Origin of the sequence: Vibrio sp. Vb0888, assembly GCF_033338835.1 — a bacterium.
Lineage (GTDB): Bacteria > Pseudomonadota > Gammaproteobacteria > Enterobacterales > Vibrionaceae > Vibrio > Vibrio alginolyticus.
Genome location: NZ_JAWOTL010000027.1, coordinates 18639 through 32024 on the forward strand (window position 1 = coordinate 18639; position 13386 = coordinate 32024).

The 13386-nt window shown below is 43.6% G+C and carries 11 protein-coding genes; 8 read left to right on the forward strand and 3 right to left on the reverse strand.

Features of this window, described 5'->3' with window-relative positions; translation table 11 throughout:
* Positions 1-143: 143 nt before the first annotated feature.
* Positions 144-953, forward strand: a complete 810-nt coding sequence (locus R7P72_RS21985) for a helix-turn-helix domain-containing protein (protein WP_005377917.1) — start codon at positions 144-146, stop codon at positions 951-953.
* Here the strand turns inward: R7P72_RS21985 and R7P72_RS21990 are convergent.
* A complete protein-coding gene (locus R7P72_RS21990) occupies positions 946-1131 on the reverse strand; it encodes a hypothetical protein (protein WP_005377915.1) in 186 nt (61 codons plus the stop codon). The genes R7P72_RS21985 and R7P72_RS21990 overlap by 8 nt on opposite strands.
* A 270-nt stretch (positions 1132-1401) precedes the next feature.
* On the opposite strand from R7P72_RS21990, the gene R7P72_RS21995 reads away from it, so the two are divergent.
* The 6 genes from R7P72_RS21995 (at position 1402) to pheT (ending at position 10413) form a co-directional block, all read left to right on the forward strand.
* Positions 1402-2190 carry a TetR/AcrR family transcriptional regulator gene (locus R7P72_RS21995; RefSeq protein WP_005377913.1) on the forward strand — a complete coding sequence of 263 codons (789 nt, stop codon included), beginning with the start codon at positions 1402-1404 and terminating at the stop codon, positions 2188-2190.
* A 249-nt stretch (positions 2191-2439) separates the two neighbouring features.
* Positions 2440-4818 carry an efflux RND transporter permease subunit gene (locus R7P72_RS22000; RefSeq protein WP_005377910.1) on the forward strand — a complete coding sequence of 793 codons (2379 nt, stop codon included), beginning with the start codon at positions 2440-2442 and terminating at the stop codon, positions 4816-4818.
* Between the two features lie 18 nt (positions 4819-4836).
* The gene (locus R7P72_RS22005; RefSeq protein WP_005377908.1) at positions 4837-5628 is read left to right on the forward strand and encodes an outer membrane lipoprotein-sorting protein; all 792 of its coding nucleotides are present in this window, start codon (positions 4837-4839) and stop codon (positions 5626-5628) included.
* Between the two features lie 10 nt (positions 5629-5638).
* The gene (locus R7P72_RS22010) at positions 5639-6814 is read left to right on the forward strand and encodes a hypothetical protein (RefSeq protein ID WP_005377906.1); all 1176 of its coding nucleotides are present in this window, start codon (positions 5639-5641) and stop codon (positions 6812-6814) included.
* Positions 6815-7005: 191 nt separating this feature from the next.
* The gene (gene pheS, locus R7P72_RS22015; protein WP_005377904.1) at positions 7006-7989 is read left to right on the forward strand and encodes a phenylalanine--tRNA ligase subunit alpha; all 984 of its coding nucleotides are present in this window, start codon (positions 7006-7008) and stop codon (positions 7987-7989) included.
* Positions 7990-8007: 18 nt separating this feature from the next.
* Positions 8008-10413 (forward strand): phenylalanine--tRNA ligase subunit beta, encoded by a 2406-nt coding sequence (gene pheT / locus R7P72_RS22020; protein WP_213907086.1) that lies wholly within the window; start codon positions 8008-8010, stop codon positions 10411-10413.
* Between the two features lie 214 nt (positions 10414-10627).
* On the opposite strand, the gene R7P72_RS22025 is transcribed toward pheT, so the two are convergent.
* Positions 10628-11509 carry an AEC family transporter gene (locus R7P72_RS22025; protein ID WP_033905148.1) on the reverse strand — a complete coding sequence of 294 codons (882 nt, stop codon included), beginning with the start codon at positions 11507-11509 and terminating at the stop codon, positions 10628-10630.
* A 534-nt stretch (positions 11510-12043) separates the two neighbouring features.
* Between R7P72_RS22025 and ihfA the strand changes: the two genes are divergently transcribed.
* The gene (gene ihfA, locus R7P72_RS22030) at positions 12044-12340 is read left to right on the forward strand and encodes an integration host factor subunit alpha (protein WP_005377899.1); all 297 of its coding nucleotides are present in this window, start codon (positions 12044-12046) and stop codon (positions 12338-12340) included.
* A 121-nt stretch (positions 12341-12461) separates the two neighbouring features.
* Here ihfA and R7P72_RS22035 read toward each other — a convergent pair whose 3' ends face one another.
* Positions 12462-13241 carry a phosphoribosylglycinamide formyltransferase gene (locus R7P72_RS22035; RefSeq protein WP_005377897.1) on the reverse strand — a complete coding sequence of 260 codons (780 nt, stop codon included), beginning with the start codon at positions 13239-13241 and terminating at the stop codon, positions 12462-12464.
* Positions 13242-13386: the final 145 nt, after the last annotated feature.

Below are 13386 nucleotides of genomic sequence, written 5' to 3' on the forward strand. Positions count from 1 at the left end.
GAATTTTTCATTTGTTGTGTGAATTCTCCTTTCAGTATATTAATTCATGTTTTTCTTATAAAAATATGAACTTATACCTTGCCAAGCGGTTCTAAATTGTTACAAATACTATACAGCTGTAACATTGCCAAAAGGAATTGTAGATGAGAGATCTGACTCCCGAATACTTGCTAGCCGCATTACGCCAAGCGATTAAAACAAAAGGGCTAACATATCGAGAGCTATCTGAGAAAATGGGTATGCCACTATCTACCTTTAAGAGACATCTTACAAGCACGAATCTCGCTTTAGATAAGTTGCTGGAATATTGTAGAGCGGTTGATTGCACGTTAGATGAACTACAAAAGCTCGCAAATCAATTGCAAGGTGAAGACGAGGATTACTTTAGTCGTACGCAGGATGAGGTATTCTTTCAATTCCCTCACCTTTACGACTTTTATCGTGAATTGAGAATGCTACGAGGTAAAGATGGTTATTCTATTTTAAAGAAAAAGTATGACTTGTCTGAGCAGAGCATGTCTGATTACTTAAAAGCATTAGAGTTGTTGGATCTCGTTTACGTTGATGAAGATAAAAATATAACGCTGCACGGACCTTTATATTATAGCTATGCAGAGAACTCCAAGCTCAACGACAAATATACCGAAATCATAAAAGAGCAGACGACTACCCACGATAAGTGTGTTCGCGTTGCTTTGGCGCGTATGAAAATTACCGAAGAACAGCTTTTGTTACTGGAAGATCAAGTCGCAAAGACCGTCATCGATTTTCATTCCAAAAATGTTGTAGCAGAGAACTTTAATGTCTCTGATTTTACTAATATTGTTCTACTTGCTGGGCCACATCAGCCAGTCACATTCTCTGACGGCATTATTGAGACAGAGGGGCGATTTATTGATGATATTCGTTATGCCATCGCATCTGCAGGTGATAAGCCAAGCCTATCTATATAGATTTTGAGCCTTTTTTGAAGAGAGTTTCTGAAAGGGCGTTGCAAAAGAAAAAGCCTAAGACAGCAAATACTTTGTAAGTAGGGCATTCAGCGGTGTTTGCTCTTAATTCAGATTTAAAGTGTTTTGGGCTTATTTCGAATAATACCTGTTCAGCATCTACTTTCGTTATTTTTAACATGCTGATTTCCTTCGTTGTTCCTCCCAAAGCCTCTCTCGCTTCCTATACAAAGAAACCATTCTCGTTGAACCAAGCATCCTGTAGCTACTTGGGTATGCATAATTGGTAGCTATTTATCTTCTAATTATAAATTCATACTTGAAATGTTTGTTTTTTGATCTATTATGACGAAGTGTCATTTATGACGGTTCGTCAACTTTAGTTGCGTTCCCGTATTAAAGAATCGTGTTACAATTATTGGGAGTGTGTTGGTATACGGATCAGAGGATTATGTTTAACTTTCGCTGTAAAAAATATAGCAAGCAAGACGGATGTCGTGTGTCTTCAGGGCTAACAAAAAAGCAACAGGCGATTGCTGATCGTGAGATAGAGCTTATTCAATTGGCTAAGTCTTTAGTTCAAGAGCAAGGCTTTGCCAACTTAACGATGGACAAGCTTACAGCGTCAAGCCCTTATTCTAAAGGGACGATCTACAATCATTTTTGCAGCAAAGAAGATGTGATTCTTGCGCTTTGTATTCATTCGCTGAAAAGCGAAGCAATATTTTTCGAACGTACCGCCAAATTTAATGGTAATACCAGAGAAAAAATCATTGCGATGCATGTAGGTTATCGTATTTACGCTCGTATGGAGCCAGTACTATCAACCTGTGCGATTGTTGCAAAGACGCCTTGGGTTCTAGAGAAGGCTTCGCCTAAACGTGTAAATGAACTGAATAACTTGGAAGAACAAGTAATAGATGGTGCTGATGCGCTGGTGAACAATGCGGTAGAATGTGGTGATCTTAAGTTTTCTCCCGCAATTGGTTCTGATGCTATTGTATTCGCCAACTGGTCTATTGCATTCGGTTCAAACGCTTTGGCGCAAAATGCATCGAACAGTCGATGTATTCAGCGAATTCAGGACCCATTCTCAGTACTGCACAACGCGAATATGTTACTTGATGGTTTAGGTTGGTCGCCTTTATCTACAGAATGGGACTACCGTAAAACCTGGCGTCGAGTGGAGCAGGAATTATTTAGTGAAGAGCTTGCTTATTTAGAGTCAGTGAATCGCTAATAAACTGGAAAGGCCAATCTGACGTTATGGTTGGCTTTTTTATCGCACTATTGTGACGAGTCGTCATTAAATCTCGAAGGTTGGCGTTCAGCCAATGATCACGAGAAGCATAGGAAGTTACAAAAACCTAACTTATGTAGCCAAATTCATTCGATCTAAAGTTTGCATGTCGAGTTTGTCTGGTTATTTACAGCATTTGCTGTTTTTTTAGTTTTTAAATTTGACGAAACGTCACAAAAGGAGAGTGTGATGCCACATCACAACGTTCAACAATACGCCCGTTCAGGGTGGGGTAAGCTACCAACGAATTACAGTGTATTGGTGATGCTTGCTACCGTTTTATTGATTGTCATAGCAACTATTGGAGGAAAAAATCTTTACTTTAGAGGAGATTACGACATCTTCTTTGATGGAACAAATGAGCAGTTACTTGCGTTTGATGAAATTCAAACCACCTTTGCAAAATCTGACAGTCTTGCTTTGGTTATAGCGCCAAAGAGCGGCACTGTTTTTACTCCTAGCACATTATCTCTTATTCAGCAGATCACTGACGAGGCGTGGCAAGTTCCATACTCGACCCGCGTTGATTCCCTCGCCAACTACCAGCATACCGAAGCGTTTGAAGATGATCTTCTTGTCGAAGATTTACTGTATAGCGAATATGAATTGACACCTCAACGAATAGAGAAAGTCAAAAGTATTGCGTTGAGTGAGCCGGTTTTGAAAAGTTCACTGATTTCTGAAAAAGGAGATGTCACGGTCGTAAACATTACGGTCCAACTTCCTGAAATAGATAAAACTGCTGAAGTACAAGAGGTGGTTGCTTACATAAACGGAATGATTGAGCGTTATCAGCAAGTGTACCCAGACACGGAATTCCACAAGGCTGGTATTATTGCAATGAACTACGCGTTTATGACCGCAGCCCAAGATGATAGCGCAACATTAGTGCCTACTATGTTACTAGTGATATTGGTGTTTCTGACCATCATGTTGCGCTCATTGCTTAGCGTCATCGCGACGCTCATCGTTATTATCGGCTCGGTTATGGTTACAATGGGCTTGTCAGGATGGGCTGGTATGTTCTTAAGCACGGCGACCGTTAATGTGCCTACCTTGGTGATGACGCTTGCCGTCGCAGACTGTGTACACATCATCGCGACAATGCGTCAGTCTATGCAAAACGGCTTTAGTAAAGCCCACTCTATTGAGCGAAGTATTGCGCTCAATTTCATGCCTATCTTGATTACCTCCATTACCACCGCGATCGGCTTTTTAATGATGAATATGTCGGATTCTCCAATCCTGAGAGATTTCGGCAACCTATCAGCCCTTGGCGTCATGGTTGCTTGTTTCCTTTCCATCACGTTACTTCCCGCCTTGCTTAATATCCTTCCGGTTACGGTGAAGTCGGATACTTCTGATGAAAGAAAGCACTTTATGGATCATTTAGGAGATTTCGTGGTGTCAAAGCGACATGCGTTATTGCCGTTGTCGGTGCTTGTTATTGTCGCGAGTGCGAGCTTGATTCCGCTGAACAAAGTCAATGATGAATCCGTCGAGTACTTTGGCCATAGCAATGAATTTCGCCGAGCGGCTGATTTTATGGAAGAGCGAATCAGTGGCATGGCGAACATCAGTATCGCGATAAAAACTAACGAATCGCAGGGCATTGCCGATCCTAATTTTCTCAATTCCGTGGGTAAATTTACTGACTGGCTAAGGTTGCAGCCAGAAACGGACCATGTTGCGACCTTGAGCGATGTTTATAAGCGCTTAAACAAGAACATGCATGGAGATGAGCAGGCTTATTACTCGCTCCCTCAAGACAGAGAATTAGCGGCTCAATATCTGCTGCTTTATGAAATGTCACTACCGTATGGTTTAGATTTGAACAACCAAATCAATGTAGATAAGTCGTCGATCAAGATGGTTCTCACCGTGGAGAACTTGGGCAGCGTCGAGCTTGTTGATTTGGAAAATCGCATTTACCAATGGTTTAACGAAAACGCGCCTCAATATGATGTTGTTGCGTCTAGTCCTTCATTGATGTTTGCGCATATTGGTGAAACGAATATGGCCAGCATGCTGTCAACCTTGCCCATTACTCTTGTCTTAATCTCTGCATTACTGATCTTTGCCTTGCGTTCGTTCAAGCTTGGCTTAATTAGTCTTGTCCCGAATATTGCTCCTGCGCTTATTGGTTTTGGTATTTGGGCGCTGGTTTCTGGCGAGATTAACTTGGGATTGTCTGTCGTTGTGACATTAACGCTTGGTGTTGTTGTCGATGACGCCGTTCACTTTCTTTCTAAATATCAACACGCTCGTAAAGATGGCCACAGTGCGGAGCAAGCGGTTCGCTACGCCTTTCGCACCGTGGGGCGCGCGCTTTGGATTACGACGGTCGTGCTTGTTGCTGGTTTCTCTGTTCTGGCGATGTCGAGCTTCCGCTTAAATGCCGATATGGGACAGTTGAGTGCCATTGTTATCTTCATTGCTCTTGTTGTGGATTTCATCTTTCTACCGACTCTACTGATGTTGTTTGACAAAGGCGTTTACGACGAGGTAGAGCGCCGAAATAAGCTTAAATCAACTGACTCTCAAACCAAGACTGTTACTCAGTCATAACGAATTAAAGGATTGAACATGAATTTAGTAAAAAATGCCTTAAAAGTATCAGTACTTTCTGTCTCGCTTATTATGAGTCATGCGGTGTTGGCGGATGAAGCCAAAGGACTAGAAATTGCCCAAGAGCGCAAAGCCCGTGATGAAGGGTGGGGGGATTCTGTTGCTACGATGCAAATGATTCTGCGAAACGCGCAAGGAGAAAGCAGCACACGTTTAATGCGCTTACAATCACTTGAAGTTGATGGCGATGGTGACAAAGGGCTCACGATATTTGATGAACCGAGAGATGTAAAAGGCACGGCGTTTCTCAACCATTCTCATACGGTGGGTGCCGATGACCAATGGCTTTACCTTCCTGCACTGAAACGTGTGAAACGTATTTCCTCGCGTAACAAATCAGGTCCTTTTATGGGCAGTGAATTCGCGTATGAGGATCTCAGTTCCTTTGAGATTGAAAAATACCGTTTCAACTACCTAAAAGATGACAGCATAAACGGGCAAGATGTTTTCGTCGTAGAGCAAATTCCGACCGATAAGAACTCAGGTTATACCAAGCAAACGGTGTGGTTAGATAAAGCGCATTATCGTCCACTTAAAGTTGAGTTTTACGACCGCAAAGGCTCTTTGTTAAAAACGCTTTCTTTTTCCGATTACAAGCAATATCTCAACCAATATTGGCGAGCGCACACTATGGCGATGACAAACCATCAAACAGGAAAAAGTACTGAGCTAACGACTAGCGAAATGCGTTTTAACACTGGATTACAAGAAAATGACTTTCATAAGAATGTGTTGAAGCGAGTGAGGTAGTGGAGGAAAAATGAAGCGATTAAATGTTGGGTTGTTGCTTAGTGCAGCAGCCTTTTTTTACTCGATGCCTCTGACTGCCGTCGAGCTCGCAGGACAAGTCAATATTGAGCATCGTCAGTTTTTTAAAACGGGCTCTCAGGGTCAGAGCAAAGCGCAAACGTCATTGGTTTTGCAGCCAGAATTTTACTGGGAGATGCAAAATGGTGATGCAAACTTTACTTTCACACCTTTCTATCGTCTGGATGGTCTAGACGATGAGCGAAGTCATGGTGACATACGAGAGGCACTTTATCTGACTTATTGGGATGATTATGAGCTTCGAGTTGGGATTAGTAAGGTCTTTTGGGGAGTGACTGAATCAGCCCATTTAGTTGATGTAGTAAACCAAACAGATGCCATTGAAGCCGTCGATGGTGAAGATAAACTCGGTCAGCCGATGTTACATTTTACCTCTTTCAAAGACTGGGGCACCGTCCACGCAATGTTGTTACCTTACTTTAGGGAACGAACGTTTGCGGGTACAGATGGCCGCTTGCGAACCGACCCCGTTGTCTCTGATGATGCTATCTATGAATCAAGCAGAGAAGAGAAGCACGTAGATGTGGCTTTTCGATATTCGAAAATGCTTGGCGATTGGGACGTAGGCCTGAGCTATTTATATGGAACAAACCGGGATCCTTACTTTCGTTTTGAGTACGGAGAATTAAAGCCTTACTACGCTCTGATGAGTCATGTCGGTCTGGATGTGCAAGGAATCGTTGGCGATTGGTTATGGAAACTGGAAAGTATTTATCGAGATAGTGCTGATAATCATGTCGGTCTTGTGACGGGCTTTGAGTATACCTTCGTCGGTGCATTTGACACGGTTTGGGATGTGGGGGTTATTGGTGAGTACCTCTATGACAGTCGTGGGAACAACGCACAAACTATCGGTCAAAATGATGTGTTTGCAGGTATTCGTTGGGCGCTCAATGATGAGGACGGAACGGAAGTATTGACGGGAATTACGAAGGATTTAGATAACGATGATGTTTACAATGCTAAGTTAGAAGCATCGAGCCGAATATCGAATCACGTTAAGTGGCAAATTGATGCTTGGTTGTTTAAAAATGAAACACCAAATGATTTGCTCTACTTCGCTAGAGATGACGATTTTATCGAGCTATCTATTCAATACTATTTCTAAAACAAAAGGGCACAACTAAACGGCAGATTAACTAAAGATGACATTTTTGACGTTTTTGTGCTCTTTTTATTCAATAACCTCTTCTTTTCGTAATTCAATTTGGCATTGGTGCCCGGTTTGGCTACTATGTACAGCTATCAAAAAACCAATCACTCCCTTATGGACACTACCTACAGGTAGATGAGGAAACGATGCAACATCTAGAAGAGATCATTGCTAGCGCGAGCACTGCAATTGAAGCTGCCGAATCGCTAGTCGCACTTGATGAAGTGCGTGTTCAGTATCTGGGTAAAAAAGGTGAGCTAACTGCTCAACTTCAAAGCCTAGGCAAACTACCACCAGAAGAACGCCGTGAAGCTGGTCAAGAGATAAATAAAGCGAAAGGCGTAGTTCAGCAAGCTATCGCAGCTCGTAAAGATGCACTACAACGTGCTGAGCTTGAAGCGAAACTAGCAGCAGAAACAATCGACGTAACACTACCAGGTCGTCGTATTGAAAACGGTGGTTTACACCCAGTAACTCGTACTGTAGAGCGTATTGAGAAGTTCTTTGGCGAACTTGGTTTTAACACCGAGGCTGGCCCAGAGATCGAAGATGCATTCCACAACTTCGATGCGCTAAACATCGCAGCTGATCACCCAGCGCGTACTGACCACGATACTTTCTTCTTCAACCCAGACTTGATGCTTCGTACTCATACGTCAGGCGTACAGATCCGTACGATGGAAAATGGTAAACCACCATTCCGTTTCATCGCACCAGGCCGTGTATACCGTAACGACTACGACCAAACGCACACGCCAATGTTCCACCAAGTGGAAGGCATGCTGGTTGATGAGGACGTAAACTTTGCTCAGCTGAAAGGCATCCTGCACGATTTCCTATGTAACTTCTTCGAAGAAGAAGTAGAAGTACGTTTCCGTCCATCTTACTTCCCATTCACTGAGCCTTCAGCTGAAGTAGACGTGAAAGGCAAAAACGGTAAATGGTTAGAAGTACTAGGCTGCGGTATGGTTCACCCGAACGTGCTACGTAGCGTAGGTATCGATCCTGAAAAATACTCTGGTTTCGCATTCGGTATGGGTGTTGAGCGTCTAACAATGCTTCGTTACGGCGTGAACGACCTACGTGCGTTCTTCGAGAACGATCTTCGTTTCCTAAAACAGTTCAAGTAATCCAGAGGGTTCATCAACATGAAATTCAGCGAATCATGGCTTCGTGAGTGGGTAAACCCTGCGGTTACTACTGACGAGCTAACTCACCAAATTACAATGGCCGGCCTAGAGGTAGACGAGGTTCTTCCTGTTGCTGGTTCTTTTACTGGCGTTAAAGTCGGTCACGTTGTTGAATGTGGCCAACACCCAGATGCAGACAAACTGCGCGTAACTAAAGTTGACGTGGGTGAAGAAGAGCTTCTAGACATTGTTTGTGGCGCACCTAACTGTCGCCAAGGTCTGAAAGTAGCAGTCGCAACAGTTGGTGCTGTTCTTCCAGGTGATTTCAAAATCAAAAAAGCGAAACTACGTGGCCAGCCATCTCACGGCATGCTTTGTTCGTTCACTGAACTAGGTATCGACGTTGAGTCAGACGGCATCATGGAACTAGCAGAAGACGCAGTAATCGGTACTGATTTCCGTGAATTCCTAGGTCTAGACGACGTAACAGTAGACGTAGATCTAACAGCAAACCGCGCTGACTGTTTCAGCATTCGTGGTCTAGCTCGTGAAGTTGGCGTACTAAACCGTGCTGACGTGACTGAGCCATCAGTAGAAGCAGTTGCCCCTTCAATCGACGATAAAGTGTCTATCGAAGTGAAAGCGCCAGCTGCGTGTCCTCGTTACCTAGGTCGTGTTATTAAGAACGTAAACGTTCAAGCTGAAACGCCACTATGGATGCAAGAGAAACTGCGTCGTTGTGGTATTCGCTCTATCGACCCTGTAGTAGACATCACTAACTACGTTCTTCTAGAGCAAGGCCAACCAATGCACGCATTCGATCTAGCGAAGATCGAAGGTGGCATCGTAGTTCGTATGGCAGAGCAAGGTGAGAAGCTAACGCTTCTTGACGGCAACGAAGCAGAACTAAACGCAGATACACTAGTAGTTGCTGACCACAACAAAGCACTTGCAATCGCAGGTATCTTTGGTGGTGAAGAGTCTGGTGTAACAACTGAGACTAACGACGTTCTACTAGAGTGTGCATTCTTTGCACCTGACCACATCCGTGGCCGCGCACGTAGCTACGGTCTTCACACTGATTCTTCAATGCGTTTCGAGCGTGGTGTGGATTACGCACTACAAGTGAGCGCAATGGAGCGTGCAACTCAGCTTCTTGTTGAGATCTGTGGCGGTGAAGTAGCACCTGTTGTTGCAGTAGAGTCTGAAGCAGACCTACCTAAGCCAAACAAAGTTGCTCTACGTCGTACTAAGCTAGACAACCTGCTAGGTCACCACATTGCAGATAGCGACGTAGTAGAAATCCTAGAGCGTCTAGGTTTGACTGTTGAAGCTTCAGAAGAAGGTTGGATGGCAGTAGCGCCAACATGGCGTTTCGATATCGCTATCGAGCAAGATCTGATTGAAGAAGTTGGCCGTATCTACGGTTATGACAACATTCCTAACCAACACCCAGCAGCAGCACTTAAGATGCACAACCACGTTGAAGCGGATCTTCCACTGAAACGCGTTCGTGATCTTCTTGTTGACCGTGGTTACCACGAAGCAATCACATACAGCTTCGTTGAGCCTGAGCAGCAAAAGCTAGTTGTACCTGGTGTTGAGCCTCTAGTACTTCCAAACCCAATTTCTGCAGACATGTCAGCAATGCGTCTTGGTCTTATCCAAGGTCTGCTGAACACGGTTGTTCACAACCAGAAGCGTCAACAGCCACGCGTTCGTCTATTCGAATACGGCCTACGTTTCATCCCATGTGAATCTGCAGAAAACGGCATGCGCCAAGAGCCTATGCTAGCGGGTGTTATCGCTGGTACTCGCGGTGAAGAACATTGGGATATCGAAACTAACACGGTTGATTTCTTCGACCTTAAAGGCGATCTAGAAGCGATTCTAGAGCTATCTGCGAACGAAAAAGCGTACTCTTTCGCTGCACTGTCACCTGAAAGCAAAAAAGCTAACCCAGCACTTCACCCAGGTCAATCTGCGGCAATCATCGTAGATGGCAAAGAAGTGGGCGTGATCGGTACCGTTCACCCTGAGCTTGAGCGTAAGTTCGGTCTAAATGGTCGTACTATCGTATTCGAAATCGAATGGTCTGCAATTAACAGCAAAGTGATCCCAGAAGCGGTAGCACTTTCTAAATTCCCTTCAAACCGTCGTGATATCGCGGTAGTAGTGGATGAAGCTGTTGCATCTGGTGACATTGTTAACGCTTGTCTAGAGCAAGGTGGCGAGTTCCTTAAAGATGCAAAACTGTTCGACGTTTACGTAGGTAAAGGCGTTGAAGAAGGTAAGAAGAGCCTAGCAATCGCTCTGACTCTACAGTCACTTGAGCGTACGCTTGAAGATGCAGATATCGCTGGTGCGGTTGACGCTATCGTTGCTCACGTTTCTGAGAAGTTTGGTGCGTCTCTACGTGACTAATCTCGCGTAACGTATCTTCTTAAGAAATGAAAACCCTGCCAGTTTGGCAGGGTTTTTTTATTTTTAGGATTACCTTATCGTTGTTCAAGTTCCTTACTGCTCGCACCATCCCTCATTACTTTAAAATACTAGACCAAACTAGGGATGGCCCTTACCCGAGATTAGGAACGTATTGTTTTTCAGCTAATACACGCTAACGATAGCTTGTTGGCGGTTAGGCAGCGAGTGAGAGGGTATAGCTAAGCAGAAGAGGCAGCGTAAGAATGCTGAAAAAGTTGCCAAATAGTACCATTGACGCCACTTTCATGGGTTCTATATTCAGCCTTTCCGCAAATAGGTAATTCATGACGGCTGGCGGCAGCATTGTGAAGAGCACCATCATTTGCAATTGCATCGTTGGAAGGGGAATTAACCAATAAATAAGTGCAAAAGCGACAGCACCAGTTGCCAGTGACTGCACGGTACACAACACACCAATCTTTAAACCGTCCAACCTTAAATGACACATTTGTGCCCCCAGAGATAAAAGCATCACGGGTACGGCCGCTTGCCCAAGTAGAGCCGTGGCTTCGCATAAAGGCGCCCATGCACCCACATTTGACACGTTGAGAAACAGAGCCAACGACGCTGCTAAAAAGATTGGCATCTTGACTATTTGCTTAAAAGGGTTGCCATGACTAAGCAGCATTACGCCTAAGCTGATATGCAAGCATGCTGACACGACAAATAAAAGCACTGCTGACGACAGCGCAATTTCTCCAAACGTATAGGTAAACAAAGGAATAGCTAGATTTCCGCTATTCCGAAACATATGTGGTGGCGCCCAGGTTTTAAACGAGAGTGACGTCCATCGACATACCGGGATCATGAGTAGTGCGGGAATTAAAACCGCAACAATTGCCGCCAAAAGAAGCGGCCCCTGATTTGAATCGAGCGGCATGCTAACGAGTGACGAAAATACCAGTGCTGGCGTAAACACCTCAATATTAATGCGGTTTATTGGGCGAAAGTCAGGCTTGATGTAACGACCGACCAAATAGCCAACTCCGACAAGAGCAAAAACAGGGAAAAGAATATTTATGATTTGATTAATCATGGTCGCCTAGAAGCAGTGTAAGAAGCTAATGAGGAAATACACGAACTTCCACATTATCAATCTTTATATATGGCGTCATCGTTAAACAGCGAGAAGCGTGGGTTTAATCAAGCTTTCAAAGCACAGTTGCAAAGTACAGGTGGTCATACCTTTTAATCTAATTGTTACGTATCGAGTTACATACAAATCACTGAATTTACGACAAGTTCTATGTCAAGTGTCTGTTAAATAACCAATATCTGATATTTTTATTAAATAGTGTTTAATGTTGATATTTAAACTACTTTTAGTTTTATAATCTGGATGTTTTTCCTGATAAAGATGAAACAAAAACAAAAATATCAAATTTCTGGCGTTTAACAATAATTTACGTAGTGCTATTCCTTTTGTTTGCCAAGAAAAAAGTTGGCGAAAATCATAAGCTTGTCATACACTTCCTGATGTAACCCCGATATGTTGTTGAATTGGTAGGGTAAAACTGCTCTGGCGCTACACTAACGTAGCATTGTTTAACATAGCTTTGAGGAAAGTTTTATGGCGCTCACAAAAGCCGAACTGGCAGAAAACCTGTTTGATAAATTAGGATTTAGTAAGCGGGACGCCAAGGAAACGGTGGAAGTGTTCTTTGAAGAGATTCGTAAGGCACTGGAAAGTGGCGAACAGGTAAAACTGTCAGGTTTTGGTAACTTTGATCTTCGTGACAAGAATGAACGACCTGGTCGTAACCCGAAAACTGGTGAAGATATTCCAATTACTGCTCGACGTGTAGTGACTTTTCGCCCGGGTCAGAAGTTAAAAGCTCGTGTAGAAAACCTGAAGAAAGTACAGTAAGCCTAATAAATGGATCACGCTAAGGCGTGGTCTTTTTTTGCGTAAAATTCGTGTGCATACAAATGAAAACCACCGCAATGCGGTGGTTTTTCTGTTTATGAGAGACGCTTAATGATATCGGTTACGCCGCTTCTAGATGCGTTGTTAAGTATGGTTGCCATGCTTGTTGGTACAAGTTCTTAGACTGTGTACGCATGTTGCGAATAGAGGCAAGCTCTATTTCGCTTAGCTCACGTTTTTCCAACATCGCTTGACGTTCTAGTTTCTGGATTTTTTCGTATAGGTCGTGTTCGGGACCGCTTTTTACATCTGCGATTGCTTTCAAGTGCAGTTGAACTTCGGCTACTAGGTTTGTTTTTGGTAAACGAACGAGCAAGTTCAAGTCTCTATATCCTGAAGGGCCAGGTTTTTTGAATCGATTTTTTACTTTCACAATCGTTGTTTCACGCTCTAACGTTTCATAAATGGAGACTAAGCTCGCGACGTCTTCAGCTACAATCGTTGCACGTGCTAGGTCAGTAATACGTTCAACTTTCCCATCTAACTCTAAAGCTATCTTTTCTTCTGCTCGTTGTTTGGATTTCACGCCTGCGAAGTATGGCTGAGCGTCATTAAGAAGTGCGGTACTCTTACAGATAGTTTCAAGTTCAAATTGTGCTTGGTGAGCTTTGCTGTAAAGGATGTCGAAGTCAGAATATGGCTGAGTTGGTGTGGTGTCGATTGACTGAATGCCATATAAACCGCTAAGGCTGTGTTTAAAAAGTTTCGAACAAACTTCGTTTTGGCTGGTTGAACGATTTTGTTCGCCATTAGGCGCAGGGGTAATTGGAAGTGCGGCAAATGCCGGTGCACGGCTAAGTACCAAAAGCATCAATGCTGTAGTACGAAGAAATAAGCTCATTCACTCTCCTTAACTTGCTTGTACTTAGAAAATAGGGAACATAAAGGTCGCTAAGTTCGGCAAATCAGGTACTAACTTATAAATGGGGCCATTACGAAAGATTCCAAGGTTTCAGTTTTATCTTGAAGTAGAATCGTGCGTTAGA

What these genes read in the sequence shown, in the direction of transcription:
- R7P72_RS21990 (WP_005377915.1), bottom strand. Translation starts at nt 1,131, where the DNA reads ATGTTAAAAATAACGAAAGTAGATGCTGAACAGGTATTATTCGAAATA.
- pheT (WP_213907086.1), top strand. Translation starts at nt 8,008, where the DNA reads ATGAAATTCAGCGAATCATGGCTTCGTGAGTGGGTAAACCCTGCGGTT.
- pheS (WP_005377904.1), top strand. Translation starts at nt 7,006, where the DNA reads ATGCAACATCTAGAAGAGATCATTGCTAGCGCGAGCACTGCAATTGAA.
- R7P72_RS22005 (WP_005377908.1), top strand. Translation starts at nt 4,837, where the DNA reads ATGAATTTAGTAAAAAATGCCTTAAAAGTATCAGTACTTTCTGTCTCG.
- R7P72_RS22010 (WP_005377906.1), top strand. Translation starts at nt 5,639, where the DNA reads ATGAAGCGATTAAATGTTGGGTTGTTGCTTAGTGCAGCAGCCTTTTTT.
- R7P72_RS21985 (WP_005377917.1), top strand. Translation starts at nt 144, where the DNA reads ATGAGAGATCTGACTCCCGAATACTTGCTAGCCGCATTACGCCAAGCG.
- R7P72_RS22025 (WP_033905148.1), bottom strand. Translation starts at nt 11,509, where the DNA reads ATGATTAATCAAATCATAAATATTCTTTTCCCTGTTTTTGCTCTTGTC.
- R7P72_RS22000 (WP_005377910.1), top strand. Translation starts at nt 2,440, where the DNA reads ATGCCACATCACAACGTTCAACAATACGCCCGTTCAGGGTGGGGTAAG.
- R7P72_RS22035 (WP_005377897.1), bottom strand. Translation starts at nt 13,241, where the DNA reads ATGAGCTTATTTCTTCGTACTACAGCATTGATGCTTTTGGTACTTAGC.
- ihfA (WP_005377899.1), top strand. Translation starts at nt 12,044, where the DNA reads ATGGCGCTCACAAAAGCCGAACTGGCAGAAAACCTGTTTGATAAATTA.
- R7P72_RS21995 (WP_005377913.1), top strand. Translation starts at nt 1,402, where the DNA reads ATGTTTAACTTTCGCTGTAAAAAATATAGCAAGCAAGACGGATGTCGT.